Below are 24,711 nucleotides of genomic sequence, written 5' to 3'. Positions count from 1 at the left end.
AGGGGGACAGGCTCGCTTCGTCAGCGTTGTTTTGATTATCAATATCGTATAATAATAAATCTCATTATCGAATGAGCCTGGGTCATGAGTTCTGCCTTGCATGAGCAACCCTATTTGGACAGCTGGCGCTGGATGAGCCGCCAGATCCGCTGCGCACTGCTGCCGGACGAGCCCCGGCTGATCGACCATTACCTCGCCGAGGGCCGCTACCTGGCCTGTTGCACACCCACTTCACCCTGGACCATCGCTGCAACGTCCTTTCGCCTGCTGCTCGACACGGCCACCGATACCGCGTTGCCCTGGCACTGGCGGTCGTTATGCCTGGACCAGGCCTGGCGGCCGTTGCGCGATCTGGAGCGCCAGGCGCTATGCAATTGCCGGCTGCGCCGCTGGCAAAGCTTTGCCTGGCAGTTGGCGAACTGCTCGCTGCTGCCTTCCATTCCCCTGACTGAACTGGTGCAAGGATTTCCCGATGAGTAATACCCGTATCGAACGCGACAGCATGGGCGAACTGCAGGTGCCGGCCGAGGCCCTGTATGGCGCCCAGACCCAGCGTGCCGTGGACAACTTCCCCATCAGCCACCAGCGCATGCCGACGCAGTTCATTCGTGCCCTGATCCTGGCCAAGGCGGCTGCGGCACAGGCCAACGTCGAGCTCAGGCAACTGAGCGCTGCCCAGGGCAAGGCCATCGTCGATGCCTGCCAGGGCCTGCTCGAAGGCGATTTCATGCTGCACTTCCCGGTGGATATCTATCAGACCGGCTCCGGCACCAGCTCCAACATGAACGCCAACGAGGTGATCGCGACCCTCGCCAGCCGTCTGCTGGGTGAGCCGGTCAACCCCAATGACCATGTCAACTGCGGCCAAAGCAGCAACGACATCATCCCCACCACCATCCATGTCAGCGCCGCACTGGCCCTGCACGAGCAACTGTTGCCGGCCCTGGCGCACCTGGTGCGGGTCACCGAGGCCAAGGCGGAGCAGGTTCATCCGTTCATCAAGACCGGTCGCACCCACCTGATGGACGCCATGCCGGTGCGTCTGAGCCAGGTGCTCGATGGCTGGGCGGCACAGCTCAAGGCCAACGTCCTGCATCTGCAGAACCTGCTGCCCAGCCTGCAATCCCTGGCCCAGGGCGGTACCGCGGTGGGTACCGGGATCAACGCGCACCCACAGTTCGCCGAACTGTTCAGTCGCCAACTGAGCGCCTTGACCCGTGTACCGTTCACGCCAGGTGGCAACCTGTTCGCCCTGATCGGCTCCCAGGATACCGCGGTCGCCGTTTCCGGCCAGTTGAAGACCACCGCGGTGTCGCTGATGAAGATCGCCAACGACCTGCGCTGGATGAACTCCGGCCCGCTGGCCGGCCTGGCCGAGATCGAGCTGGAGGCCCTGCAGCCCGGTTCGTCGATCATGCCGGGCAAGGTCAATCCGGTGATTCCGGAAGCGACCGCGATGGTCGCCGCCCAGGTGATCGGCAACGACGCGACGATTGCCGTGGCCGGCCAGTCGGGCAACTTCGAACTGAACGTGATGCTGCCGATCATTGCCCACAATCTGCTGGGCAGCATCGAGCTGCTGGCCAATGCCAGTCGTCTGCTGGCCGACAAGGCCATCGCCAGCTTCAAGGTCAACGAGGCCAAGCTCAAGGAGGCGCTGTCGCGCAACCCGATCCTGGTCACCGCGCTGAACCCGATCATCGGTTACCAGAAAGCCGCCGAGATTGCCAAGAAGGCCTATCAGCAAGGTCGGCCGATCATCGAGGTGGCGCTCGAACATACCGATCTGCCCCGTAGCCAACTGGAAACCCTGCTGGATCCGGAAAAGCTCACGGCCGGTGGCGTGTAATCCACTGCATTGTCTGGAGGTTCGTCATGGAACACTGGAGACGCACGATCGAAAGGGCCAATCGCCATTTCAACCTTGGCGAGCTGGTCGATGCCCGCGAGCACTACCTGCAGGCCCTGGCCCTGGCGCAGGTGTTGTTCGAGCGCTGGCCGGATGCGGAGGAGGCGGTGGCCGCCTGCGTGATTTCCCACCACAACCTGGCGGACCTGCACCTACGCCTCAATCAGCCGGAAGAGAGCGTCGAGTACCTGTGCGCCATTCACCAGCGCCTGTTGCAGGCGATGCAGGACACTCGGCTTCCCGTCGCGCTGCGTGAGGCCGCGCTGCACCAGAGCAGCAAAACCTACGTCGAACTGCTGGCCTTCATCAGCGAGTACGGGGAGTACCCCCGCACCAGCCGCCTGCTGCACAGCCGGACGGCCTCCTCGGGCGCTGTCCCGTCGAGTCATCAACATGGAGTTCATTGAAATGCCCTACGCCTTGCCTGCGCTGCCCTACAGCTACGACGCCCTGGAACCGCATATCGATGCCAAGACCATGGAGATCCACTACACCAGGCACCACCAGACCTACGTCACCAACCTCAATGCGGCTGTCGAGGGATCGCAGTGGGCCGACTGGCCTGTCGAGGCGCTGGTGGCCGCGGTTGGCCAGTTGCCGGAAAACATGCGTCCGGCCGTGATCAACCATGGTGGCGGCCATGCCAACCACTCGCTGTTCTGGGCGGTGATGAGCCCGCTGGGGGGCGGTGAGCCGGAGGCGGCGCTGGGACGGGCCATCGACGAGCAACTGGGCGGCTTCGAGGCGTTCAAGGAAGCCTTCACCAAGGCCGCGCTGACGCGTTTCGGCAGCGGCTGGGCGTGGCTGAGCGTGACGCCGGAGAAAAAACTGGTGGTCGAGAGCAGTGGCAACCAGGACAGCCCGCTGATGAACGGCAATACGCCGATCCTCGGCCTGGACGTCTGGGAGCATGCCTATTACCTGCTGTACCAGAACCGTCGCCCGGAATACATCAATGCTTTCTACAACGTGATCAACTGGCCGGAAGTCGAACGGCGTTATCTCGCGGCCCTGGCGTAAAACACACTACCCACAAGATCCAGAGCCGATGATGGAGACAGATGCCGTGGCAATGAGCAGAGGGCGACGATTTCGCCAGGGAGTTGGCTGGCTGTTGTTGCTGGCTGGAGTGGTGCTGCTCGTTGCCCGGTTGTTCGGCTGGCTGGCGGGTGCCTGATCAGCGGCAGGTTATCCGCTGCAGGCAGGCCTGCTACCCAGCGCTGATGGGGGAGCGGGCTTGCCCGCTCCGCAGGGGGGGTTATTCGCCTTCGTCGAAGTAGTTGTTGATCAACGCCACCAACGCCGCCATGGCCTCGTCTTCCTGTTCGCCTTCAGTCTTTATGTGGATCCGGGTGCCCTTGCCCGCAGCCAGCATCATCATGGCCATGATGCTCTTGCCGTCGACCATGCTTTCGGGCGTGCGCCCGACCCGGATCTGGCAGGGATACTGGCCGGCAACGCCGACGAACTTCGCTGAAGCGCGGGCATGCAGGCCCAGCTTGTTGATGATTTCGATTTCCAGAGCGGGCATCGCGATGGTGATCCTTTCAGCTAAGGTCGCGGTGGCGGACCTGGACGTTCTTCAGGGACTGCTGCAACAACTGACCCAGGCGCTCGGTCAGGTAGACGGAGCGGTGGTGCCCGCCGGTGCAGCCAATGGCAATGGTGACGTAAGCACGGTTGCTGGCGGCGAAGCGTGGCAACCATTTGAGCAGGTAGCTGGAAATGTCCTGGAACATCTCCTCGACGTCCGGCTGTGCGGCGAGGTATTCGGCTACCGGCTGGTCGAGCCCGGACTGCTCGCGCAGTTCCGGTTTCCAATACGGGTTGGGCAGGCAGCGCACGTCGAACACCAGGTCGGCGTCCACCGGCATGCCGCGCTTGAAGCCGAACGATTCTACCAGAAATGCGGTGCCCGGTTCCGGCTGGTTCAGCAGCCGCAGCTTGATGGTATCGCGCAACTGGTAGAGGTTGAGATTGGTGGTGTTGACCTTGAGGTCCGCCAGGTCGGCAATCGGCCCCAGCAGGTTGCTCTCGTCGCGGATGGCTTCGGCCAACGAGCGGTTGGCGCTGCTCAGGGGGTGGCGTCGACGGGTCTCGGAGAAACGCTTGAGCAGGGTTTCCTCATCGGCATCCAGGTACAGCACGTCGCACTGGATATGTCGGCCGCGGACTTCGTCCAGCAGTTCGGGGAAACGTGACAGGTGGCTGGGCAGGTTGCGCGCGTCGATGGACACGGCGACCAGCGGTTGCGCCAGCTCGGTATGGATCAACGCCCGTTCGGCCAGTTCCGGCAGCAACCCGGCCGGCAAGTTGTCGATGCAGTAATAGCCGCTGTCCTCGAGTACGTCGAGGGCGGTGCTTTTACCTGAGCCGGAGCGGCCGCTGACGATGATCAAGCGCATGGTTACTGACCGTTCTGCACGTCCAGGACAACCTGATACAGGGCTTCATTGCTTGGTGCGCTACGCAGGCGGTCGCGCACCTCCTTGCGGTCCAGCATGCTGGCAATCTGCCGCAGCAGTTCCAGGTGCGCATCGGTGGCAGCCTGCGGGACCAGCAGCACGAACAGCAGGTCGACCGGGGCGCCGTCGATGGCGTCGAAATCGATAGGGGCGTCCAGGTGCATCAGGGCACTGATGGGCGCTTCGCAGCCCTTGAGCCGGCAGTGGGGGATGGCGATGCCATTGCCAAAGCCGGTGGAGCCGAGTTTTTCCCGGGCGATCAGGCTCTCGTAGACATCCTGCATCTCCAGATCGGGCACTTCGCGGCTGATCAGGTTGGCAATTTGTTCGAGTGCACGCTTTTTACTGCCGCCCGGCACGTTCACCAGGGAACGGCCGGGGGTCAGGATATTTTCAAGTCGAATCATGGGAGGGTGTTAACGACCCGTACCTTGGAGCAGGTGCAGGTTCTTTTCCTTGTGCTTTTTCAGTTGGCGGTCGAGCTTGTCGGTCAGCAGGTCGATTGCTGCATACATGTCGTCATGTTCTGCATTGGCAACCACCTCGCCGCCGTGGATATGCAAAGTGGCCTCGATTTTCTGCTTCAGTTTCTCGACGGCCATTGTCACCTGTACGTTGGTGATCTTGTCGAAGTGGCGTTCCAATCGGTCGAGTTTTTCACCGATATAGACACGCAGTGGTTCGGTCACTTCCAGTTGGTGTCCACTGATGTTGACTTGCATACAGCTTCTCCTTCGTTGCCAGTGCATAAAGCGGCAAGCCTGATGGCTTGCCACTGGAACGCTGCGGCACGCCCGGCGGTTACATCAACCGCTTCCGTTCGCTGGAAGGCGCGATTCCGAGGGACTCGCGGTACTTGGCGACGGTACGACGGGCGACCTGAATGCCTTGTGCCTCCAGTAAACCAGCGATCTTGCTGTCACTCAACGGCTTTTTCTGATTTTCCGCCGCCACCAGTTTCTTGATGATCGCGCGGATCGCCGTGGACGAGCATTCGCCGCCTTCGGAAGTGCTGACGTGGCTGGAGAAAAAGTATTTCAGTTCGTAGATACCGCGGGGGGTATGCATGAATTTCTGGGTGGTGACCCGGGAAATGGTCGACTCGTGCATGCCCACCGCTTCGGCGATGTCGTGCAGCACCAGCGGCTTCATCGCCTCGTCGCCGTACTCCAGGAAACCGCGCTGATGCTCGACGATCTGGGTGGCGACCTTCATCAGCGTCTCGTTGCGGCTCTGCAGGCTCTTGATGAACCAGCGCGCCTCCTGCAACTGGTTGCGCATGAAGGTGTTGTCGGCACTGGTGTCGGCACGGCGGACGAAGCCGGCGTACTGCGGGTTGACCCGCAGGCGTGGCACCGATTCCTGGTTCAGTTCCACCAGCCAGCGTTCGTTGTCCTTGCGCACGATCACGTCGGGGACCACGTACTCGGCTTCGGTCGACTCGATCTGCGAGCCGGGGCGCGGGTTGAGGCTCTGTACCAGTTCGATGACCTGGCGCAGTTCGTCTTCCTTGAGTTTCATGCGCCGCATCAACTGACTGTAGTCGCGGCTGCCCAGCAGGTCGATGAAATCGGTGACCAGGCGCTTGGCCTCGTTCAGCCAGGGGGTCTTGGCCGGCAGCTGGCGCAGTTGCAGCAGCAGGCATTCGCCGAGGTTGCGCGCGCCGATGCCGGCGGGCTCGAACTGCTGGATGCGATGCAGGACGGCCTCGATCTCGTCGAGTTCGATGTCCAGCTCCGGGTCGAACGCTTCGAGAATCTCTTCGAGGGTCTCGTCCAGGTAGCCCTGGTTGTTGATGCAGTCGATCAGGGTCACGGCGATCAGGCGATCGGTGTCGGACATCGGAGCCAGGTTCAGTTGCCACAGCAGGTGGCTTTGCAGGCTTTCGCCGGCCGAAGTGCGGGTGGTGAAGTCCCACTCGTCGTCATCGTTGCCGGGCAGGCTGCTGGCGCTGGTCTGGTAGACGTCTTCCCAGGCGGTGTCGACCGGGAGTTCGTTCGGAATGCGTTCGCTCCACTCGCCTTCGTCGATGTTGTCGACGGTGGGGGCGGTTTCCTGCTGGTAGGAGGTTTCCGGGATTTCGGGCGTGGTGTTCTGCTCGGCCTTGTCGGCCATTGGATCGCTGTTATCGAAGTCGTCGCCTTCTTCCTGGCGTTCGAGCATCGGATTGGATTCCAGGGCTTCCTGGATTTCCTGCTGAAGATCCAGGGTCGACAATTGGAGCAGGCGGATGGCCTGTTGCAGCTGCGGCGTCATCGTCAGCTGCTGGCCCATTTTAAGGACTAGCGATGGTTTCATGGCAGGGGCTTAACACCTTATTTGCCGGCGCGCATGCGCCATCCACTACAGGGCGCCGGAGCGCCAAACATAAGCAAATTATATGCCCGAAACCGGAGTGTTTGCCTAGAGCGCTGTAACAATAAAAAGCCGGAAAAAGCGGTGGTTTTTATCGAAAACTCATGCGCTCAGGCGGGTATTGGGTTCCCCGATGCTTACAGGCGGAACTCGTGGCCCAGATAGACTTCCTTGACCAGTTCGTTGGCCAGGATGGTTTGCGAATCGCCTTCGGCGATCAGTTGTCCATCGTTGACGATATAGGCGGTTTCACAGATATCCAGGGTCTCGCGGACGTTGTGGTCGGTGATCAGTACACCGATGCCCTTGGCCTTGAGGTGATGGATGATCTGCTTGATGTCGCCCACGGAAATCGGGTCGACGCCGGCGAACGGTTCGTCCAGCAGGATGAACTTCGGCGCGGTGGCCAGGGCACGGGCGATTTCCACGCGGCGTCGTTCACCACCGGACAGGCTCATGCCGAGGTTGTCACGGATGTGGCTGATATGGAATTCCTGCAGCAGGCTTTCCAGTTCCTTGCGACGGGCGGCCTTGTCGAGGTCCTTGCGGGTCTCGAGGATCGCCATGATGTTGTCGGCCACCGACAGCTTGCGGAAAATCGAGGCTTCCTGGGGCAGGTAGCCGATCCCGGCGCGGGCGCGGCCGTGCATCGGCTGGTGGCTGACGTCCTGGTCGTCGATCAGCACGCGACCCTGGTCGGCCTGGACCAGGCCGACGATCATGTAGAAACAGGTGGTCTTGCCAGCACCGTTGGGGCCGAGCAGGCCGACGATCTGTCCGCTTTCGATCGACAGGCTGACGTCACGCACGACCTGGCGACTTTTATAGGCCTTGGCCAGATGCTGGGCTTTCAGAATTGCCATTACTGGGCCTTGTGCTCGTCAGTTTTCTTTTTCGGCTGGATAACCATGTCGATGCGCTGGCGCGGCGTGGTGATCGGGCTGCCGTTGGCGCGACCGGCGGTTGCCACCTGTTTCACCGTGTCGTAGACGATCTTCTCGCCTTCGGTGGTGTTGCCTTCGTTGACCACCTTGGCCTGGTCGATCAGGACGATGCGGTTCTGCTGGGCATGGTACTGGATGGTCTTGCCGTAGCCGCGGACCGGCTGCGGGTCGGTGGCTTTCTGCTTCTGCTCGAAGTAGGCCAGGTTGCCCACGGAGGTCACCACGTCGATGGCGCCGTCCTTGGTCCGGGTGAGCGTCACGGTGTTGCCCTTAACGATCATCGAACCCTGAGTGATGATGACGTCGCCCTTGTAGGTGGCGATGCCCTGCTTGTCATCCAGTTGAGCGTCGTCAGCTTGAATGCGGATGGGCTGCTCGCTGTCGTTCGGCAGAGCCCAGGCGCTCACGCTTCCCAGTGCTGCGCCCAGGCTGAGCAAAATAGGGAGGGTTTTAACGAGACTCATACTGTCCTCTTACGTTCGATAGCAGGTGCATCCTGCTTTCTTCCAGATAGGCTTTCATGCCCTTGCCCGTGGTCACGCCGTTGGGGCCGTCGATTCTAACGGCTTGCTCGGTCTGCGCATATTGCTTCTGTGGGAATACTGTCATCCGGGTCGTGGTAATGATGACATGGCGCTGCTTTTCGTCGGTGCGCGCGACCCGTACCGAGTCGATCAGCTCGACCTCGGTGCCGTCCGGGTTGACCTCGGCGCGTTCGCTCTGGACGTGCCAGGGGAACGCGGTGCCGCGGTAGACCTGCAGGTCCGGCTTGGTCACCAGGGTGACGTCGGAAACCTTGAGATGCTCGACCTTGTCACCGGTCATGTCGTACTGCACCTTGCCGTCGGGCATGTACTGGACGCTATGGGCATTGATCGCATAGTAGTCGATGGCATTGTTGTCCACCGGTGCGGCCGTCTGTTCCAGGAAGCGTTCCGGGCTGATGTTCCAGTAGCCAACGGCCGCGAACAGGGCGGCAATGACTCCGAACAGCAGAATGTTGCGAATCTTCTTGTTCAGCATAAAAGGCTCTACAGGTAGGCGGCGTGGGCCGCTTCAAGGCTGTCCTGGGCGCGCAGGATCAGCTCGCAGAATTCGCGCGCGGCGCCCTCGCCGCCACGTGCCTGGGTCACGCCGTGGGCGTGTTCGCGCACGAAGCTCGCGGCATTGGCCACGGCCATGCCCAGGCCGACGCGGCGGATCACCGGCAGGTCAGGCAGGTCGTCGCCCAGATAGGCGACCTGTTCATAGTCTAGGCCGAGTTGGGCGAGCAGGGCGTCAAGCACCACCAGCTTGTCTTCGCGGCCCTGGAACACATGGGGGATGCCCAGGTTCCTGGCGCGTCGCTCGACCAGCACGGTCTTGCGGCCGCTGATGATAGCGGTTTGCACGCCAGCCGCCATCAGCATCTTGATACCCTGGCCGTCCAGGGTGCTGAACGACTTGAACTCGCTGCCATCCTCGAGGAAGTACAGGCGACCGTCGGTAAGGACGCCGTCGACGTCGAATACCGCCAGCTTGATGTTCTTGCCGCGTTGCAGCAGATCAGTGCTCATTTACATTACTCCGGCGCGCAGCAGGTCGTGCATGTTCAAGGCGCCGACCGGGCGATCCTCGTCATCGACCACCACCAGGGCGCTGATTTTATGGTCTTCCATGATCTTCAGGGCCTCGGCGGCGAGCATCTCGGCCCGGGCGGTCTTGCCGTGAGGGGTCATGACCTCTTCGATCAGGGCGCTGTGGATGTCGATGGTGCGATCCAGGGTGCGACGCAGGTCGCCATCGGTGAAGATCCCGGCGAGGCGACCGTCGGCTTCGACGATCACGGTCATGCCCAGGCCCTTGCGAGTCATTTCCATCAGCGCGTTTTTCAGCAGGGTACCGCGCAGCACCTGTGGCAACTCGTCGCCGGCGTGCATGACGTTTTCCACTTTCAGCAGCAGGCGCCGCCCCAGGGCACCGCCCGGATGGGAGAACGCGAAGTCTTCGGCGGTGAAACCACGGGCTTCGAGCAGGGCGACGGCCAGGGCATCGCCCATCACCAGGGCTGCGGTGGTCGACGAGGTGGGTGCCAGGTTCAGCGGGCAGGCCTCGTGTTCGATGCGGGCGTTGAGGTTGACTTCGGCGGCCTTGGCCAGCGGCGAGTCCGGGTTGCCGGTCAGGCTGATCAGCTGGATGCCCAGGCGCTTGATCAGCGGCAGCAGGGTGACTATTTCCGAGGTCGAGCCGGAGTTCGACAGGGCCAGGATGACGTCATCCCGGGTGATCATGCCCATGTCGCCGTGGCTGGCCTCGGCCGGGTGGACGAAGAAGGCCGGGGTGCCGGTGCTCGCCAGGGTCGCGGCGATCTTGTTGCCGATGTGCCCGGACTTGCCCATGCCGAGCACGACCACGCGGCCCTTGCTGGCCAGAATCATCTCGCAAGCGCGTACGAAATCTGCGTCGATGTGGGCCAACAAGCCTTCCACGGCTTCTACTTCGAGGCGGATGGTGCGTTGTGCCGATTGAATCAGGTCGCTGGATTGGCTCATGTCAGAAATCGTATAGCCCGATGAAAAGGCGCGATTATAGCGGTAATGAGCAATTCCCTCACGCTTGATCGTTGCTCTTTACGCCGTGGGTGTAGGAGGCGGCTGTCAGTTTTCGCTCGGGTGTGTGTCAAAACCGACTGTCCCTCGCCTGAACAAGCGCGGCTTCGGCCTTGGGCGGCTCGTATCAGCAGTGATATAGTTCGCGACCAGTTCGGCCCGCTCAGGATGTGCGCACCTCTTTTTACAGGGGCCTGGTGTCCGAGACAGAGGCTGCATCGCAAGGAGTCTAGATGAGCGTCGATAACGCCTACGCGGTCGAGCTGAAGGGGGTTACCTTCAAGCGCGGCGCGCGCAGCATCTTCAATAATGTCGATATTCGCATTCCGCGGGGCAAGGTCACCGGCATCATGGGGCCCTCCGGATGTGGCAAGACCACCCTGTTGCGGTTGATGGGCGCGCAGTTGCGCCCCAACAGCGGCGAGGTCTGGGTCAACGGCCGGAACCTGCCGGCGCTGTCGCGCAGCGACCTGTTCGACTCGCGCAAGCACATGGGCGTGCTGTTCCAGAGCGGGGCGCTGTTCACCGATCTGGATGTCTTCGAGAACGTCGCCTTTCCGCTGCGGGTGCACACCGAGCTGCCGGAGGAGATGATTCGCGACATCGTCCTGCTGAAACTGCAGGCCGTTGGCCTGCGCGGCGCGGTCGACCTGATGCCCGACGAGCTTTCCGGCGGCATGAAGCGGCGCGTGGCCCTGGCGCGGGCGATCGCGCTGGATCCGCAGATCCTCATGTACGACGAGCCGTTCGTCGGCCAGGACCCGATCGCCATGGGCGTGCTGGTGCGGCTGATCCGCCTGCTCAACGATGCCCTGGGCATCACCAGCATCGTCGTCTCCCATGACCTGGCGGAAACCGCGAGCATCGCCGACTACCTGTATGTGGTGGGGGACGGGCAGGTGCTGGGCCAGGGCACGCCCGAAGAACTGATGAATGCCGATAACCCGCGCATTCGCCAGTTCATGACCGGCAATCCGGATGGTCCCGTGCCGTTCCATTACCCGGCGCCGGATTACCGCGCAGATCTGTTGGGGAAGCGCTGATGCGCAAGCATTCATTGATCGAGAGAATTCGTCTGTTCGGGCGTTCGGGCATCGACGTGCTCGCGGTGCTCGGGCGTTCGACGCTGTTTCTGTTTCACGTGCTGTTCGGCCGTGGCGGCATCGGCGGCGGTTTCGGCCTGCTGGTCAGGCAGTTGCACGCCGTGGGTGTCATGTCGCTGGTGATCATCGTCGTATCCGGGATCTTCATTGGCATGGTTCTGGCGCTGCAGGGCTTCAATATCCTGTCCAGCTACGGTTCCGAGCAGGCGGTGGGGCAGATGGTCGCCCTGACGCTGCTGCGCGAGCTGGGGCCGGTGGTCACCGCCTTGCTGTTCGCCGGCCGTGCCGGCTCGGCCCTGACCGCAGAAATCGGCAACATGAAATCCACCGAGCAGCTTTCCAGCCTGGAAATGATCGGTGTCGATCCGCTCAAGTACATCGTCGCGCCCCGGTTGTGGGCCGGCTTCATTTCCCTGCCGCTGCTGGCGATGATCTTCAGCGTGGTCGGCATCTGGGGCGGTTCGTGGGTGGCGGTGGACTGGCTGGGCGTCTACGACGGCTCCTACTGGGCCAACATGCAGAACAGCGTGACCTTCAACGGCGACGTGCTGAAGGGGATTGTCAAGAGCATCGTGTTCGCCTTCGTGGTGACCTGGATTGCCGTGTTTCAAGGCTACGACTGCGAGCCCACTTCGGAAGGGATCAGCCGTGCCACTACCAAGACCGTGGTCTATGCCTCCCTGGCAGTACTCGGCCTGGACTTTATTCTGACCGCCTTGATGTTTGGAGATTTCTGATGCAAAACCGCACCCTGGAAATCGGTGTCGGCCTTTTCCTGCTGGCCGGCATCCTGGCTTTGCTGTTGCTGGCATTGCGGGTCAGTGGGCTATCCCCTACGGCAAATACTGAAACATATAAACTTTACGCGTACTTCGACAATATCGCCGGTTTGACTGTCAGAGCCAAGGTGACCATGGCCGGTGTGACCATCGGCAAGGTCACGGCGATCGATCTGGACCGCGACAACTTCACGGGGCGGGTGACCATGCAAGTCGACAAGAGCGTGAACAACCTGCCGACTGACTCGACCGCGTCCATCCTCACCGCGGGTTTGCTCGGTGAGAAGTACATCGGTATCAGCGTGGGCGGGGAAGACACCCTGCTCAAGGATGGCGGAACCATCCATGACACCCAGTCGGCGCTGGTACTGGAAGATCTGATCGGTAAATTCCTGCTCAATACCGTTAATAAAGACGCCAAATGAGGAGTTTTTCCATGATCTCTATCTTGCGCCGTAGCCTGCTGGTATTGCTTGCGGCGTTGCCGCTGATGGGCAATGCCGTGGCGGCTCCTTCTGCCCACGACCTGGTGCAGGACACCACCAACAAGATGCTCGCCGATCTCGCGGCGAACCGGGAGAAGTACAAGCAGAACCCGGGTGACTTCTACAACTCGCTGAACGCCATCGTCGGCCCGGTGGTGGACGCCGAAGGCATTTCCAAGAGCATCATGACCGTCAAGTACTCGCGCAAGGCAACGCCCGAGCAGATGGCCCGCTTCCAGGAAAACTTCAAGCGTGGCCTGTTCCAGTTCTATGGAAACGCGCTGCTCGAGTACAACAACCAGGGCATCACCGTCGATGCGCCCAAGGACGAGTCGGGTGACCGCACCAGCGTCGGCATGACTGTCAAGGGCAACAACGGCGCGATCTATCCGGTTTCCTACACCCTTGAGAAGATCAACGGCGAATGGAAACTGCGCAACGTGATCATCAACGGCATCAACATCGGCAAGCTGTTCCGTGACCAGTTCGCCGACGCGATGCAGCGCAACGGCAACAACCTGGACAAGACCATCGACGGCTGGGCGGGTGAGGTGGAGAAGGCCAAGGCCGAATCCGAGAAGAACCCGCAGAAGGATAGCGGCGGTGAGTGAGGCCAGCATTCGCCTGGGTGAGGCGGGTGAACTGCACCTGGCCGGCGTGCTCGACTACAGTACCGGTGCGGCCTTGCGCAAGCAGGGGCAGACGCTGATCGAGTCGAGCGACGCCGCGGCGCTGGTGGTCGATTGTTCGGCGGTGGAGAAGTCCAGCAGCGTCGGCCTGGCCCTGCTGCTGGCCTTCATGCGCGATGCGGCCAGGCTTGGCAAGTCCTTCAGCATCCGGGGCATGTCCCGGGAAATGCGCGAAATCGCCGAGGTTTCCGAACTGACGGAGCTGCTGGGCGTTCAATAATTGGCGCAAGGCTTGAAGCCCCCCGTCAGAGTCCTGCTCATGCGGGGTTCGCAGGCGCGGGGCTTTTTTGTATCATGACCGACCCGCGCGCGTTGGGCGCCGATCGAGGTTGAGCATGCAGGCCACCGAAGTAAAAAGCTTCCTTGAAGAAAAGCTGCCAGGAACCCAGGTTGAAGTTGAGGGCCAGGGCTGCAACTTCCAGTTGAATGTGATCAGTGACGAACTGGCGGCCTTGAGCCCGGTAAAGCGTCAGCAGAGCATCTATGCGCATTTGAACCCATGGATCGCCGATGGCAGCATCCATGCGGTCACCATGAAATTTTTCAGCAGCGCGGCCTGGGCCGAGCGCACCTGAGCCTGAATTGGCGTCGAGATTCCTATGGATAAACTGATTATTACCGGCGGCGTTCGTCTTGATGGCGAAATCCGCATCTCCGGGGCAAAGAACTCCGCCCTGCCGATTCTGGCTGCCACCTTGCTGTGCGATGGCCCGGTCACCGTGGCCAACCTGCCGCACCTGCACGACATCACCACCATGATCGAGCTGTTCGGGCGCATGGGCATCGAGCCTGTGATCGACGAAAAGCTTGCCGTGGAAATCGATCCGCGCACCATCAAGACCCTGGTGGCGCCGTACGAGCTGGTGAAGACCATGCGTGCGTCGATCCTGGTACTGGGCCCGATGGTTGCCCGTTTCGGCCAGGCCGAAGTGGCCCTGCCGGGCGGCTGCGCCATCGGCTCGCGTCCGGTCGACCTGCACATCCGCGGCCTGGAAGCCATGGGCGCGGTGATCGACGTCGAGGGCGGCTACATCAAGGCCAAGGCGCCGGAAGGCGGCCTGCGTGGCGCGAACTTCTTCTTCGATACCGTCTCCGTGACCGGTACCGAGAACATCATGATGGCCGCGGCCCTGGCCCGCGGTCGCAGCGTGCTGCAGAACGCCGCGCGCGAACCGGAAGTGGTCGACCTGGCGAACTTCCTCAATGCCATGGGCGCGAAGATTTCCGGCGCCGGCTCCGACACCATCACCATCGACGGTGTCGAGCGCCTGCATTCGGCGAACTACAAGGTCATGCCTGACCGCATCGAGACCGGCACCTACCTGGTGGCGGCCGCTGTCACCGGTGGCCGGGTCAAGGTCAAGGACACCGATCCGACCATCCTCGAAGCGGTCCTGGAAAAGCTCAAGGAATCCGGCGCGGTCATCACTACCGGCGAGGACTGGATCGAGCTGAACATGCATGGCAAGCGGCCGAAGGCGGTCAACGTGCGCACCGCGCCGTATCCGGCGTTCCCGACCGACATGCAGGCCCAGTTCATCTCCCTCAACGCGATTGCCGAAGGCACTGGCGCGGTGATCGAGACCATCTTCGAAAACCGCTTCATGCACGTGTACGAACTGCACCGCATGGGTGCCAGGATCCAGGTCGAGGGTAACACCGCGATCGTCACCGGTACCGAAGTCCTCAAGGGGGCTCCGGTCATGGCCACCGACCTGCGGGCGTCGGCCAGCCTGGTGATTTCGGCGCTGGCCGCCGAAGGCGACACCCTGATCGACCGGATCTACCACATCGACCGTGGCTACGAGTGCATCGAAGAGAAGCTGCAGATGCTGGGTGCCAAGATCCGTCGCGTTCCGGGCTAGCCATTGCGGGTGACGGTCCGGCTCCGCCCTGGCTGGAGCCGGCTTGCTGGCGATCGCGGTGTGTCACTGACCCATCGCGATCGCCAGCGAGCAGGCTCCTACAGGGAATGCGCTTCGGTCTGTTAGAGTGTTGCAATATCCTGAATTGAAGGACCTAGGTTTCCCCATGCTGACCATTGCACTGTCCAAGGGCCGTATCCTCGACGATACCCTGCCGTTGCTCGCCGAGGCGGGTATCGTGCCCACCGAGAATCCGGACAAGAGCCGCAAGCTGATCATTCCGACGACCCAGGAGGATGTCCGCCTGCTGATCGTTCGTGCCACCGACGTGCCGACCTATGTCGAGCATGGTGCAGCCGACCTCGGCGTCGCCGGCAAGGATGTGCTGATGGAGTACGGCGGCCAGGGGCTGTACGAGCCGCTGGACCTGCAGATCGCCCGCTGCAAGCTGATGACCGCTGGCGCCGTCGGTGCGGTCGAGCCCAAGGGCCGGCTGCGGGTGGCGACCAAGTTCGTCAATGTCGCCAAGCGCTACTACGCCGAGCAGGGCCGTCAGGTCGATATCATCAAGCTGTATGGCTCGATGGAGCTGGCGCCGCTGATCGGCCTGGCCGACAAGATCATCGACGTCGTCGACACCGGCAACACCCTGCGGGCCAACGGCCTGGAACCCCAGGAACTGATTGCGACCATCAGCTCCCGCCTGGTGGTGAACAAGGCCTCGATGAAGATGCAGCACGCCCGTATCCAGTCCCTGATCGACACCCTGCGCAAGGCAGTGGAGTCGCGACACCGTAGCTGACACACATGCGCGGCCCTGAGTCGCGCCCATCTATCCGTGTCATAGCCGGAATTCTCAGGTGCCCACGCGGATGGCTTGGTAGTCTGGGGCGCGTGATCGCTATTGAGCGTCAGCGCCCACCGGGCGCCTGAGACTTGCTGTTCCCAAGCATTCGCCAATTATTGAGGCCCTCGCTATGACTACGTCCACCGCCATTCGCCGACTCAACGCTGCCGATCCCGATTTCGCCCATCATCTGGATCATCTGCTGAGCTGGGAAAGCGTGTCCGATGACTCGGTCAACCAGCGGGTGCTGGATATCATCAAGGCGGTGCGCGAGCGCGGCGATGCCGCCGTGGTCGAGTTCACCCAGCGCTTCGATGGCCTGGAGGCGGCCTCGATGGCCGACCTGATCCTGCCGCGCGAGCGCCTGGAACTGGCCCTGACCCGCATCACCCAGGCCCAGCGCGAAGCCCTGGAAAAGGCCGCCGCCCGTGTGCGCAGCTATCACGAACGGCAGAAACAGGACTCCTGGAGCTACACCGAGGCCGATGGCACGGTGCTGGGCCAGAAGGTCACGCCGCTGGATCGCGCCGGCCTGTACGTGCCCGGCGGCAAGGCATCCTACCCATCCTCGGTGTTGATGAACGCGATTCCGGCCAAGGTCGCCGGCGTCGGTGAGGTGGTGATGGTGGTGCCGACCCCGCGTGGCGAGGTCAACGAACTGGTCCTGGCGGCGGCCTGCGTCGCCGGTGTCGACCGGGTGTTCACCATCGGTGGCGCCCAGGCGGTCGCGGCGCTGGCCTACGGTACCGAGAGCGTGCCGCAGGTCGACAAGGTGGTCGGCCCCGGCAACATCTATGTGGCCACCGCCAAGCGCCATGTCTTCGGCCAGGTCGGCATCGACATGATCGCCGGTCCTTCGGAGATCCTGGTGGTCTGCGACGGCCAGACCGATCCGGACTGGATCGCCATGGACCTGTTCTCCCAGGCCGAGCACGATGAAGATGCCCAGGCCATTCTGGTCAGCCCCGATGCGGCGTTCCTCGACCGCGTTGCGGCGAGCATCGACAAGCTGCTGCCGACCATGGACCGTGCACCGATCATCGAGACCTCGATCAATGGTCGCGGCGCGTTGATCCAGGTACGCGACATGCAACAGGCGATCGAGGTCGCCAACCGTATCGCGCCGGAACACCTGGAGCTGTCGGTTGCCGACCCGCAGGCCTGGCTGCCGCAGATCCGCCACGCCGGCGCGATCTTCATGGGCCGTCATACCTCAGAGGCCCTGGGGGACTACTGCGCCGGTCCCAACCACGTGCTGCCGACCTCCGGCACCGCGCGCTTCTCGTCGCCGCTGGGGGTCTACGACTTCCAGAAACGTTCGTCGATCATCTTCTGTTCCGAACAGGGTGCGTCCGAATTGGGCAAGACCGCTTCAGTACTAGCCCGCGGCGAGTCGTTGAGCGCCCATGCCCGCAGCGCGGAATACCGGATCGTCGCCGAAGACCAGGAATAAGGGGAAACAAGCATGAGCAAGTTCTGGAGCAAATTCGTCAAGGACCTGGTGCCCTACGTGCCGGGTGAGCAGCCCAAGCTGACCAAGCTGGTCAAGCTCAATACCAACGAAAACCCCTACGGCCCGTCGCCCAAGGCCCTGGCGGCGATGCAGGCCGAGGTCAACGACAACCTGCGCCTGTATCCCGACCCCAACGGCGACCGACTCAAGCAGGCCGTGGCCGAGTACTACGGCGTGCAGACCAGCCAGGTGTTCCTCGGCAACGGTTCCGACGAAGTCCTGGCCCATATCTTCCACGGCCTGTTCCAGCAGGATCGGCCGCTGCTGTTCCCGGATATCAGCTACAGCTTCTATCCGGTCTACTGCGGCCTGTACGGGATCGACTTCGAGGCGCTGGCGCTGGACGAGCAGTTCCAGATCCGCGTGGCCGACTATGCCCGGCCCAACGGCGGGATCATCTTCCCCAACCCGAACGCGCCAACCGGCTGCCTGCTGGCGCTGGACGCGGTGGAGCAGATTCTCCAGAGCAGCCCGGATTCGGTGGTGGTGGTCGATGAGGCCTACATCGACTTCGGTGGCGAGACGGCCATCCGCCTGATCGATCGTTATCCGAACCTGCTGGTGACCCAGACCCTGTCCAAGTCGCGCTCCCTGGCGGGGCTGCGGGTCGGCCTGGCGGTCGGGCATCCGGACCTGATCGAGGCGCTGGAGCGGGTCAAGAACAGCTTCAACTCCTATCCGCTCGATCGCATGGCGATTGCCGGCGCGGCGGCGGCGTTCGAGGACCGGGCGTATTTCGAGCAGACCTGTCGCCAGGTCATCGAAAGCCGTGAGCGGCTTGTGGCGCAACTGCAGGCCAAGGGGTTCGAGGTGCTGCCGTCGGCGGCGAACTTCATCTTCGCCCGGCACCCGCAGCACGACGCCGCGGCACTGGCAGCGAAGGTACGGGAACAGGGGGTGATCGTGCGTCACTTCAAGCAGGAGCGTATCGCTCAGTTCCTGCGGATCACCATCGGTACACCGGAGCAGAACCAGGCGCTGATCGAGGCTCTGGGCGAGCTTTGATCGCCTGATCCTTTGTAGCCGTATAGAGGGAGCGGCGGCAGGATTTATGGGGGCGTCGGATTTATCCGCGAAAGGGTCCTTGAGGAACGCTAAAAGGCTTCGCGGATAAATCCGGCTCCCACAGAATGGACTGCCATGGAACGCCGCTCCCTCAGGGGGCAGGCGTCTTTGCCTATTCTTCTTCCTGTGGCGCCGTCTGCTGTGGCGGACGCAAGCCGATCTCTGCCGTCAGCTTGAGCTCCTTGCCATTGCGCAGCACCTGGATCGCCACCTTGTCGGTCGGTTTGATCCGCGCTACCTGGTTCATCGACTTGCGCCCGTCATTGGCCGGTTCGCCGTCGATACTGAGGATCACGTCACCCAGCTGCAGGCCGGCCCGTTGCGCCGGCCCGTCACGGAAAATACCCGCCACGACGATGCCCGGACGTCCACTGAGGCCGAACGACTCCGCCAGTTCCTGGGTCAGCGGCTGCACTTCGATACCCAGCCAGCCACGGATCACCTGGCCGTGCTCGATGATCGCCTTCATCACCTCGACCGCCAGATTGATCGGGATTGCGAAGCCGATGCCCTGGGAGCCGCCGGACTTGGAGAAGATCGCCGTGTTGATCCCGGTCAGGTTGCCGTTGGCATCGATCAGCGCGCCGCCGGAGTTGCCGGGGTTGATCGCCGCGTCGGTCTGGATGAAGTCTTCGTAGTTGTTCAGGCCCAGCTGGTTGCGCCCGGTGGCGCTGATGATGCCCATGGTGGTGGTCTGGCCGACACCGAAGGGGTTGCCGATGGCCAGGGCGATATCGCCGATGCGGATCTTGTCCGAGCGGCCGATGGTGATCGATGGCAGGTCCGGCAGGTCGATCTTGAGCACCGCCAGGTCGGTTTCCGGATCGCTGCCGATCACCCGTGCCAGGGTCTCGCGACCGTCCTTGAGCGCCACGACGATCTGGTCGGCGCCGGCGGTCACGTGGTTATTGGTCAGCAGGTAACCGCTCTTGCTCATGATCACCGCCGAACCCAAGCTGGACTCCATGCGCTTCTGCTTGGGCAGGTTGTCGCCGAAGAAACGCCTGAACTGCGGGTCTTCGAACAGCGGATGGCTGTTCTTGTTGACCATCTTGGTGGTGTACAGGTTGGCCACCGCCGGCGCGGCAAGGTTCACCGCATCGGCATAGGACACCGGACCCTGCTGGATGGTCGCGGTCTGCGGGGCCTGTTGCAGGTTCACATCCAGGTCAGGCAGGCCGACCCACTGGGGGTAACGCTGGATAATCAGCAAAGCGGCCAGCACGCCGACCACCAGCGGCCAGCCGAAAAAACGCAGAGCCTTGAGCATTGAACACGTCCTGGGAGGTTGCAGGCCATCCGGGACGGCCCATAATGTCGCGCATTATACGAGGCTGCGAGCGCCTCTGGATGGGATATTGAGGAGTTTTTATGGCCGTTGCCCTGAGTACCCTGGTCGAGGAGGCGAACCGCTTTCTCGGTATTTCGCGAATCGCCGATTACTGCCCCAACGGCCTGCAGGTGGAGGGTCGGCCGCAGGTCTGTCGGATCGTCAGCGGCGTCACCGCCAGCCAGGCGCTGCTCGATGCGGCGGTGGAGGCCGAGGCCGATCTGGTGCTGGTGCATCATGGCTACTTCTGGAAGGGCGAGGACCCTTGTGTCGTAGGCATGAAGCAACGCCGGCTGAAAACCCTGCTCAAGCACGACATCAGTCTGCTGGCCTACCACCTGCCGCTGGATCTGCACCCGGAAGTCGGCAACAACGTGCAGCTTGCCCGCCAGCTGGATATCACCGTCGAGGGGCCGCTGGACCCAGAGAATCCCAAAGTGGTCGGCCTGGTCGGCTCCCTCGGCGAGCCGATGACCCCGCGCGACTTCGCCCACAAGGTCCAGGGCGTGCTGGGGCGTGAGCCGCTGCTGATCGAGGGCAACGAGATGATCCGCCGGGTCGGCTGGTGCACCGGTGGTGGCCAGGGCTATATCGACCAGGCGGTGCTGGCCGGGGTCGACCTGTACCTGAGCGGCGAGGCGTCCGAGCAGACCTTCCACAGCGCCCGGGAGAATGGCATCAGCTTCATCGCCGCCGGCCATCATGCGACCGAGCGTTATGGCGTCCAGGCCCTGGGCGATTACCTGGCGCGGCGCTTCGCCCTGGAACACCTGTTCATCGACTGCCCGAACCCGATATGAGCCCGCCGGGCCGGCCTCCGGAAAAGGGGCGGCAGCCAAACGAGGCGATATATTCTTATATCGTTTCGATCTATCCGGCCTAATCAATAGAATAGGTCGCTGTGCTAGCATGCCTGGCTCGAACACGGCCCGCAGGCCGTCCACAAGAACGCTTTTCGTGAGTAGCCATGGTCGACAAACTGACGCATCTGAAACAGCTGGAGGCGGAAAGCATCCACATCATCCGCGAGGTGGCCGCCGAGTTCGACAACCCGGTGATGCTGTACTCCATCGGCAAAGATTCCGCCGTAATGCTGCACCTGGCCCGCAAGGCGTTTTTCCCCGGCAAGTTGCCGTTTCCGGTGATGCATGTCGACACCCAGTGGAAATTCCAGGAGATGTACAAGTTCCGTGATCGCATGGTCGCGGAAATGGGCCTGGACCTGATCACCCACGTCAACCCGGAAGGGGTGGCGCAGGGCATCAACCCGTTTACCCACGGCAGCTCCAAGCACACCGACATCATGAAGACCCAGGGCCTCAAGCAGGCGCTGGACAAGCATGGCTTCGACGCGGCCTTCGGCGGCGCCCGTCGTGACGAAGAGAAGTCCCGCGCCAAGGAGCGCGTGTATTCCTTCCGCGACAGCAAGCACCGCTGGGATCCGAAGAACCAGCGTCCGGAGCTGTGGAACGTCTACAACGGCAAGGTCAACAAGGGCGAGTCGATCCGTGTCTTCCCGTTGTCGAACTGGACCGAGCTGGACATCTGGCAATACATCTACCTCGAAGGCATCCCGATCGTGCCGCTGTACTTCGCCGCCGAGCGTGAAGTCATCGAGAAGAACGGCACCCTGATCATGATCGACGACGAGCGCATCCTCGAGCACCTCAGCGACGAGGAAAAGGCCCGTATCGTCAAGAAGAAGGTGCGTTTCCGTACCCTTGGCTGCTACCCGTTGACGGGCGCGGTGGAGTCCGAGGCCGAAACCCTCACGGACATCATTCAGGAAATGCTCCTGACGCGTACTTCCGAGCGCCAGGGCCGGGTCATCGACCACGATGGCGCCGGTTCCATGGAAGACAAGAAACGTCAGGGCTATTTCTAATTAGGGTCTAAGCATGTCGCACCAATCCGATCTGATCAGCGAGGACATCCTCGCCTACCTGGGCCAGCACGAACGTAAAGAACTGCTGCGCTTCCTGACCTGCGGCAACGTCGATGACGGCAAGAGCACCCTGATCGGGCGCCTGCTGCACGACTCCAAGATGATCTACGAAGACCATCTGGAAGCCATCACCCGCGATTCGAAGAAAGTCGGCACCACCGGTGAGGACGTCGACCTGGCGCTGCTGGTCGACGGCCTGCAGGCCGAGCGCGAACAGGGCATCACCATCGATGTGGCCTACCGCTATTTCTCCACCGCCAAGCGCAAGTTCATCATCGCCGACACCCCCGGCCATGAGCAGTACACCCGCAACATGGCCACCGGTGCCTCCACCTGTGACCTGGCGATCATCCTGGTCGATGCCCGTTACGGCGTGCAGACCCAGACCCGTCGCCACAGCTTCATCGCCTCCCTGCTGGGCATCAAGCACATCGTCGTCGCCATCAACAAGATGGACCTCAAGGACTTCGACCAGGGCGTGTTCGAGTCGATCAAGGCCGACTACCTGAAGTTCGCCGAAGGCCTGAAGATGAAGCCGTCGAGCATGCACTTCGTGCCGATGTCGGCGCTCAAGGGCGACAACGTGGTGAACCGCAGCGAGCGTTCGCCGTGGTACACCGGCCAGTCGCTGATGGAAATCCTCGAGACCGTGGAAGTGGCGGGCGACCGCAACCTCACCGACCTGCGTTTCCCGGTGCAGTACGTCAACCGGCCGAATCTGAACTTCCGTGGTTTCGCCGGCACCCTGGCCAGCGGTATCGTGAAGAAGGGCGACGAGGTCGTGGTCCTGCCGTCGGGCAAGAGCAGCCGCGTGAAGTCCATCGTCACCTACGAGGGCGAACTGGAGCATGCGGGTCCCGGCCAGGCCATCACCCTGACCATGGAAGACGAGATCGACATCTCCCGTGGCGACCTGCTGGTGCATGCCGACAACGTGCCGCCAGTGACCGACAGCTTCGAGGCCATGCTGGTCTGGATGGCCGAGGAGCCGATGCTGCCGGGCAAGAAATACGACATCAAGCGCGCCACCAGCTACGTGCCGGGCTCGATTGCCAGCATCGTCCACCGGGTCGATGTGAACACCCTGGAAGAAGGCTCGGCCAGTGCCCTGCAACTGAACGAGATCGGCAAGGTCAAGATCGCCCTGGATGCACCGATCGCTCTGGATGGTTACGACAGCAACCGCACCACCGGGGCGTTCATCGTCATCGACCGCCTGACCAACGGCACCGTCGGCGCCGGCATGATCGTCGCCCAGCCGCTGGCCCATGGCAGCGCCACCCACCATGGCAAGCTGGCCCATGTCGCGACCGAAGAGCGTGCCCAGCGTTTCGGCCAGCAACCGGCGACCGTGCTGTTCACCGGCCTTTCCGGCGCGGGCAAGAGCACCCTGGCTTATGCCGTGGAGCGCAAGCTGTTCGACATGGGCCGTGCGGTGTTCGTCCTGGATGGCCAGAACCTGCGCCACGACCTGAACAAGGGGCTGCCGCAGGACCGTGCCGGCCGTACCGAAAATTGGCGCCGTGCCGCCCACGTGGCGCGCCAGTTCAACGAAGCCGGCCTGCTGACCCTGGCCGCCTTCGTCGCGCCGGATGCCGAAGGCCGTGAACAGGCCAAGGCTCTGATCGGCGGCGAGCGCCTGGTCACCGTCTACGTCCAGGCTTCGCCGCTGGTCTGCCGCGAGCGTGATCCACAAGGCCTGTACGCGGCCGGTGGCGACAACATCCCCGGCGAGTCCTTCCCGTACGATGTGCCGCTCAATGCCGACCTGGTGATCGACACCCAGGCCCTGTCGCTGGAAGACAGCGTCAAGCAGGTGCTGGATCTGCTGCGTCAGCGCGGCGCGATCTAAGCCTCGCCGGCAACTGAAAAGCCCGCGACCGAGCGATTGGTCGCGGGCTTTTTCATGGGCCTTCAGATCGCTTTCGCGGGCAAGCCACGCTCCTACAGTGCTTCGTCGTTCACAGGACGGGTGCATGGCACAACCCTGTATGGTCGTTCACAGGGCGGGTGCACGGCACAACCCTGTATGGTCGTTTACAGGGCGGGTGCACGGCACAACCCTGTATGGTCGTTCACAGGACGGGGCACGACACAATCCTGTAGGAGCCGGGCTTGCCCGCGAATGCGTCCTCAAATCCACTACAAGATTAACGCCAGACGGCATCCCAAAGCGGATAATCCCCAATCCGCTCCACCAACCCCGCCCGCAACGGATTAGCCACGATATAGCGTGCCGCCGCTCGCAAATCTTCCTCCCGACGCAACGCCCGGTCATGAAAACCTTTCTGCCAGAGCGCTCCGGTTCTCTGCATTCGCCGGTTTACCGCCAACGCCGTGCGGGATTTGGTCTTGCCCATCAGCTCACCGAGACTGGCCTTCTGCAGTTCGACCAGCCAGTGAAAATGGTCCGGCATCACCACCCAGGCCAGGGAAAGGGCCGCGTGTTCTTCCTGCGCGGTCCTGAAGCTCCGTACCAGCAGGCGGCCCAGGTGGAACTTGCTGAACAGCGGTTCGCGGTCGGACAGTACGGCAGTCAGCAGGTAGATCCGACCGGGTTCGGAATAGCGGCCGGTGCGCAGGTTCTTGGCTTTGTAGCGGTGCGTCATCCTCGCGGCTTCCGAGATATTGAGAAGATCTCAAGCTACAGCAGCGGGGACTGGGGATTGGAGATGCGCAAGGGAACGGGAGGTGTCGGAGAGTTCTGAGGCGTTTTGGGGGATCTTGCGGGCCCATTCGCGGGCAAGCCCGGCTCCTACAGGGTTGTGCCGTACATCTGTTCGATAAACGGCGCGCCCGTGTAGGAGCGTGGCTTGCCCGCGAAGACGA

The 24,711-nt window shown here is 62.4% G+C and carries 29 protein-coding genes; 17 read left to right on the top strand and 12 right to left on the bottom strand.

Features of this window, described 5'->3' with window-relative positions:
* Positions 1–84: 84 nt before the first annotated feature.
* The 4 genes from PF66_RS01780 to PF66_RS01765 are packed head-to-tail and all read left to right on the top strand — an operon-like array spanning position 85 to position 2,929.
* Positions 85–480, top strand: a complete 396-nt coding sequence (locus PF66_RS01780) for a hypothetical protein (RefSeq protein ID WP_054058962.1) — start codon at positions 85–87, stop codon at positions 478–480.
* Positions 473–1,849 (top strand): class II fumarate hydratase, encoded by a 1,377-nt coding sequence (locus tag PF66_RS01775; protein ID WP_054058963.1) that lies wholly within the window; start codon positions 473–475, stop codon positions 1,847–1,849. The genes PF66_RS01780 and PF66_RS01775 overlap by 8 nt, the downstream gene beginning before the upstream one ends.
* A gap of 26 nt (positions 1,850–1,875) precedes the next feature.
* Positions 1,876–2,316, top strand: coding sequence for a hypothetical protein (locus PF66_RS01770; RefSeq protein WP_054061744.1), 441 nt, complete (start codon positions 1,876–1,878; stop codon positions 2,314–2,316).
* A 1-nt stretch (position 2,317) separates the two neighbouring features.
* Positions 2,318–2,929, top strand: a complete 612-nt coding sequence (locus PF66_RS01765; RefSeq protein ID WP_054058965.1) for a superoxide dismutase — start codon at positions 2,318–2,320, stop codon at positions 2,927–2,929.
* A 238-nt stretch (positions 2,930–3,167) separates the two neighbouring features.
* Here PF66_RS01765 and PF66_RS01760 read toward each other — a convergent pair whose 3' ends face one another.
* The 10 genes from PF66_RS01760 to PF66_RS01715 all read right to left on the bottom strand — a co-directional run bounded on the left by PF66_RS01760 (position 3,168) and on the right by PF66_RS01715 (position 10,204).
* Positions 3,168–3,440: an HPr family phosphocarrier protein gene (locus PF66_RS01760; RefSeq protein WP_054058966.1), complete on the bottom strand. Its 273-nt coding sequence runs from the start codon at positions 3,438–3,440 to the stop codon at positions 3,168–3,170.
* Between the two features lie 16 nt (positions 3,441–3,456).
* A complete protein-coding gene (rapZ, locus tag PF66_RS01755) occupies positions 3,457–4,314 on the bottom strand; it encodes an RNase adapter RapZ (RefSeq protein ID WP_017904305.1) in 858 nt (285 codons plus the stop codon).
* A 2-nt stretch (positions 4,315–4,316) separates the two neighbouring features.
* Complete coding sequence (gene ptsN, locus PF66_RS01750; RefSeq protein WP_029532608.1) at positions 4,317–4,781, bottom strand: PTS IIA-like nitrogen regulatory protein PtsN; 465 nt, start codon at positions 4,779–4,781, stop codon at positions 4,317–4,319.
* A gap of 9 nt (positions 4,782–4,790) precedes the next feature.
* Positions 4,791–5,096 (bottom strand): ribosome hibernation-promoting factor, HPF/YfiA family, encoded by a 306-nt coding sequence (gene hpf / locus PF66_RS01745; protein WP_040064265.1) that lies wholly within the window; start codon positions 5,094–5,096, stop codon positions 4,791–4,793.
* A gap of 79 nt (positions 5,097–5,175) precedes the next feature.
* A complete protein-coding gene (locus PF66_RS01740) occupies positions 5,176–6,672 on the bottom strand; it encodes an RNA polymerase factor sigma-54 (RefSeq protein ID WP_054058967.1) in 1,497 nt (498 codons plus the stop codon).
* 194 nt (positions 6,673–6,866) lie between these two features.
* On the bottom strand, positions 6,867–7,592 hold the full coding sequence (gene lptB / locus PF66_RS01735; RefSeq protein ID WP_054058968.1) for an LPS export ABC transporter ATP-binding protein: 726 nt from the start codon (positions 7,590–7,592) through the stop codon (positions 6,867–6,869).
* The gene (gene lptA / locus PF66_RS01730; RefSeq protein WP_054058969.1) at positions 7,592–8,137 is read right to left on the bottom strand and encodes a lipopolysaccharide transport periplasmic protein LptA; all 546 of its coding nucleotides are present in this window, start codon (positions 8,135–8,137) and stop codon (positions 7,592–7,594) included. The genes lptB and lptA overlap by 1 nt, the downstream gene beginning before the upstream one ends.
* Positions 8,124–8,696: an LPS export ABC transporter periplasmic protein LptC gene (gene lptC, locus PF66_RS01725; protein ID WP_054058970.1), complete on the bottom strand. Its 573-nt coding sequence runs from the start codon at positions 8,694–8,696 to the stop codon at positions 8,124–8,126. The genes lptA and lptC overlap by 14 nt, the downstream gene beginning before the upstream one ends.
* 8 nt (positions 8,697–8,704) lie before the next feature.
* Positions 8,705–9,229, bottom strand: coding sequence for a KdsC family phosphatase (locus PF66_RS01720; RefSeq protein WP_054058971.1), 525 nt, complete (start codon positions 9,227–9,229; stop codon positions 8,705–8,707).
* Positions 9,230–10,204, bottom strand: a complete 975-nt coding sequence (locus PF66_RS01715; protein ID WP_054058972.1) for a KpsF/GutQ family sugar-phosphate isomerase — start codon at positions 10,202–10,204, stop codon at positions 9,230–9,232.
* A gap of 290 nt (positions 10,205–10,494) precedes the next feature.
* Between PF66_RS01715 and PF66_RS01710 the strand changes: the two genes are divergently transcribed.
* The 10 genes from PF66_RS01710 (at position 10,495) to hisC (ending at position 18,547) form a co-directional block, all read left to right on the top strand.
* The gene (locus PF66_RS01710; protein WP_017904297.1) at positions 10,495–11,304 is read left to right on the top strand and encodes an ATP-binding cassette domain-containing protein; all 810 of its coding nucleotides are present in this window, start codon (positions 10,495–10,497) and stop codon (positions 11,302–11,304) included.
* Positions 11,304–12,101, top strand: coding sequence for a lipid asymmetry maintenance ABC transporter permease subunit MlaE (gene mlaE / locus PF66_RS01705; protein ID WP_017904296.1), 798 nt, complete (start codon positions 11,304–11,306; stop codon positions 12,099–12,101). The genes PF66_RS01710 and mlaE overlap by 1 nt, the downstream gene beginning before the upstream one ends.
* On the top strand, positions 12,101–12,568 hold the full coding sequence (gene mlaD / locus PF66_RS01700) for an outer membrane lipid asymmetry maintenance protein MlaD (RefSeq protein ID WP_017904295.1): 468 nt from the start codon (positions 12,101–12,103) through the stop codon (positions 12,566–12,568). The genes mlaE and mlaD overlap by 1 nt, the downstream gene beginning before the upstream one ends.
* 11 nt (positions 12,569–12,579) lie before the next feature.
* Positions 12,580–13,239 carry an MlaC/ttg2D family ABC transporter substrate-binding protein gene (locus PF66_RS01695; RefSeq protein WP_054058973.1) on the top strand — a complete coding sequence of 220 codons (660 nt, stop codon included), beginning with the start codon at positions 12,580–12,582 and terminating at the stop codon, positions 13,237–13,239.
* The gene (locus tag PF66_RS01690) at positions 13,232–13,537 is read left to right on the top strand and encodes an STAS domain-containing protein (RefSeq protein WP_054061743.1); all 306 of its coding nucleotides are present in this window, start codon (positions 13,232–13,234) and stop codon (positions 13,535–13,537) included. Before PF66_RS01695 ends, PF66_RS01690 begins: the two co-directional genes overlap by 8 nt.
* A 115-nt stretch (positions 13,538–13,652) precedes the next feature.
* Positions 13,653–13,892 (top strand): BolA family protein, encoded by a 240-nt coding sequence (locus tag PF66_RS01685; protein WP_017904292.1) that lies wholly within the window; start codon positions 13,653–13,655, stop codon positions 13,890–13,892.
* 24 nt (positions 13,893–13,916) lie between these two features.
* The gene (gene murA / locus PF66_RS01680; protein ID WP_054061742.1) at positions 13,917–15,182 is read left to right on the top strand and encodes a UDP-N-acetylglucosamine 1-carboxyvinyltransferase; all 1,266 of its coding nucleotides are present in this window, start codon (positions 13,917–13,919) and stop codon (positions 15,180–15,182) included.
* 166 nt (positions 15,183–15,348) lie between these two features.
* Positions 15,349–15,984 (top strand): ATP phosphoribosyltransferase, encoded by a 636-nt coding sequence (gene hisG, locus PF66_RS01675; RefSeq protein ID WP_054058976.1) that lies wholly within the window; start codon positions 15,349–15,351, stop codon positions 15,982–15,984.
* Between the two features lie 175 nt (positions 15,985–16,159).
* Positions 16,160–17,482, top strand: a complete 1,323-nt coding sequence (hisD, locus tag PF66_RS01670) for a histidinol dehydrogenase (RefSeq protein WP_054058977.1) — start codon at positions 16,160–16,162, stop codon at positions 17,480–17,482.
* Between the two features lie 12 nt (positions 17,483–17,494).
* A complete protein-coding gene (hisC, locus tag PF66_RS01665; protein WP_054061741.1) occupies positions 17,495–18,547 on the top strand; it encodes a histidinol-phosphate transaminase in 1,053 nt (350 codons plus the stop codon).
* 172 nt (positions 18,548–18,719) lie between these two features.
* Here the strand turns inward: hisC and algW are convergent, their stop codons facing one another.
* On the bottom strand, positions 18,720–19,877 hold the full coding sequence (gene algW, locus PF66_RS01660; protein WP_054061740.1) for a Do family serine endopeptidase AlgW: 1,158 nt from the start codon (positions 19,875–19,877) through the stop codon (positions 18,720–18,722).
* Between the two features lie 101 nt (positions 19,878–19,978).
* On the opposite strand from algW, the gene PF66_RS01655 reads away from it, so the two are divergent.
* The 3 genes from PF66_RS01655 to cysN all read left to right on the top strand — a co-directional run bounded on the left by PF66_RS01655 (position 19,979) and on the right by cysN (position 23,734).
* Entirely contained in the window at positions 19,979–20,737 is a 759-nt protein-coding gene (locus PF66_RS01655; RefSeq protein WP_054061739.1) for a Nif3-like dinuclear metal center hexameric protein, read from the top strand.
* A 167-nt stretch (positions 20,738–20,904) separates the two neighbouring features.
* Positions 20,905–21,822: a sulfate adenylyltransferase subunit CysD gene (gene cysD, locus PF66_RS01650; protein ID WP_017904285.1), complete on the top strand. Its 918-nt coding sequence runs from the start codon at positions 20,905–20,907 to the stop codon at positions 21,820–21,822.
* A 13-nt stretch (positions 21,823–21,835) separates the two neighbouring features.
* A complete protein-coding gene (gene cysN / locus PF66_RS01645; RefSeq protein ID WP_054058981.1) occupies positions 21,836–23,734 on the top strand; it encodes a sulfate adenylyltransferase subunit CysN in 1,899 nt (632 codons plus the stop codon).
* A 298-nt stretch (positions 23,735–24,032) separates the two neighbouring features.
* Here the strand turns inward: cysN and PF66_RS01640 are convergent, their stop codons facing one another.
* Positions 24,033–24,491, bottom strand: coding sequence for an REP-associated tyrosine transposase (locus PF66_RS01640; protein ID WP_054061738.1), 459 nt, complete (start codon positions 24,489–24,491; stop codon positions 24,033–24,035).
* Positions 24,492–24,711 lie beyond the last annotated feature (220 nt).

Origin of the sequence: Pseudomonas asplenii (assembly GCF_001293465.1) — a bacterium.
Lineage (GTDB): Bacteria > Pseudomonadota > Gammaproteobacteria > Pseudomonadales > Pseudomonadaceae > Aquipseudomonas > Aquipseudomonas fuscovaginae_B.
Note: the sequence above shows the minus strand (reverse complement) of the source record. Positions and strands in the feature narration are given on the sequence as shown.

Excerpts from the sequence above, each read along its gene's own strand:
- PF66_RS01780 (WP_054058962.1), top strand. The coding sequence starts at position 85 with ATGAGTTCTGCCTTGCATGAGCAACCCTATTTGGACAGCTGGCGCTGG.
- PF66_RS01775 (WP_054058963.1), top strand. The coding sequence starts at position 473 with ATGAGTAATACCCGTATCGAACGCGACAGCATGGGCGAACTGCAGGTG.
- PF66_RS01770 (WP_054061744.1), top strand. The coding sequence starts at position 1,876 with ATGGAACACTGGAGACGCACGATCGAAAGGGCCAATCGCCATTTCAAC.
- PF66_RS01765 (WP_054058965.1), top strand. The coding sequence starts at position 2,318 with ATGCCCTACGCCTTGCCTGCGCTGCCCTACAGCTACGACGCCCTGGAA.
- PF66_RS01760 (WP_054058966.1), bottom strand. The coding sequence starts at position 3,440 with ATGCCCGCTCTGGAAATCGAAATCATCAACAAGCTGGGCCTGCATGCC.
- rapZ (WP_017904305.1), bottom strand. The coding sequence starts at position 4,314 with ATGCGCTTGATCATCGTCAGCGGCCGCTCCGGCTCAGGTAAAAGCACC.
- ptsN (WP_029532608.1), bottom strand. The coding sequence starts at position 4,781 with ATGATTCGACTTGAAAATATCCTGACCCCCGGCCGTTCCCTGGTGAAC.
- hpf (WP_040064265.1), bottom strand. The coding sequence starts at position 5,096 with ATGCAAGTCAACATCAGTGGACACCAACTGGAAGTGACCGAACCACTG.
- PF66_RS01740 (WP_054058967.1), bottom strand. The coding sequence starts at position 6,672 with ATGAAACCATCGCTAGTCCTTAAAATGGGCCAGCAGCTGACGATGACG.
- lptB (WP_054058968.1), bottom strand. The coding sequence starts at position 7,592 with ATGGCAATTCTGAAAGCCCAGCATCTGGCCAAGGCCTATAAAAGTCGC.
- lptA (WP_054058969.1), bottom strand. The coding sequence starts at position 8,137 with ATGAGTCTCGTTAAAACCCTCCCTATTTTGCTCAGCCTGGGCGCAGCA.
- lptC (WP_054058970.1), bottom strand. The coding sequence starts at position 8,696 with ATGCTGAACAAGAAGATTCGCAACATTCTGCTGTTCGGAGTCATTGCC.
- PF66_RS01720 (WP_054058971.1), bottom strand. The coding sequence starts at position 9,229 with ATGAGCACTGATCTGCTGCAACGCGGCAAGAACATCAAGCTGGCGGTA.
- PF66_RS01715 (WP_054058972.1), bottom strand. The coding sequence starts at position 10,204 with ATGAGCCAATCCAGCGACCTGATTCAATCGGCACAACGCACCATCCGC.
- PF66_RS01710 (WP_017904297.1), top strand. The coding sequence starts at position 10,495 with ATGAGCGTCGATAACGCCTACGCGGTCGAGCTGAAGGGGGTTACCTTC.
- mlaE (WP_017904296.1), top strand. The coding sequence starts at position 11,304 with ATGCGCAAGCATTCATTGATCGAGAGAATTCGTCTGTTCGGGCGTTCG.
- mlaD (WP_017904295.1), top strand. The coding sequence starts at position 12,101 with ATGCAAAACCGCACCCTGGAAATCGGTGTCGGCCTTTTCCTGCTGGCC.
- PF66_RS01695 (WP_054058973.1), top strand. The coding sequence starts at position 12,580 with ATGATCTCTATCTTGCGCCGTAGCCTGCTGGTATTGCTTGCGGCGTTG.
- PF66_RS01685 (WP_017904292.1), top strand. The coding sequence starts at position 13,653 with ATGCAGGCCACCGAAGTAAAAAGCTTCCTTGAAGAAAAGCTGCCAGGA.
- murA (WP_054061742.1), top strand. The coding sequence starts at position 13,917 with ATGGATAAACTGATTATTACCGGCGGCGTTCGTCTTGATGGCGAAATC.
- hisG (WP_054058976.1), top strand. The coding sequence starts at position 15,349 with ATGCTGACCATTGCACTGTCCAAGGGCCGTATCCTCGACGATACCCTG.
- hisD (WP_054058977.1), top strand. The coding sequence starts at position 16,160 with ATGACTACGTCCACCGCCATTCGCCGACTCAACGCTGCCGATCCCGAT.
- hisC (WP_054061741.1), top strand. The coding sequence starts at position 17,495 with ATGAGCAAGTTCTGGAGCAAATTCGTCAAGGACCTGGTGCCCTACGTG.
- algW (WP_054061740.1), bottom strand. The coding sequence starts at position 19,877 with ATGCTCAAGGCTCTGCGTTTTTTCGGCTGGCCGCTGGTGGTCGGCGTG.
- PF66_RS01655 (WP_054061739.1), top strand. The coding sequence starts at position 19,979 with ATGGCCGTTGCCCTGAGTACCCTGGTCGAGGAGGCGAACCGCTTTCTC.
- cysD (WP_017904285.1), top strand. The coding sequence starts at position 20,905 with ATGGTCGACAAACTGACGCATCTGAAACAGCTGGAGGCGGAAAGCATC.
- cysN (WP_054058981.1), top strand. The coding sequence starts at position 21,836 with ATGTCGCACCAATCCGATCTGATCAGCGAGGACATCCTCGCCTACCTG.
- PF66_RS01640 (WP_054061738.1), bottom strand. The coding sequence starts at position 24,491 with ATGACGCACCGCTACAAAGCCAAGAACCTGCGCACCGGCCGCTATTCC.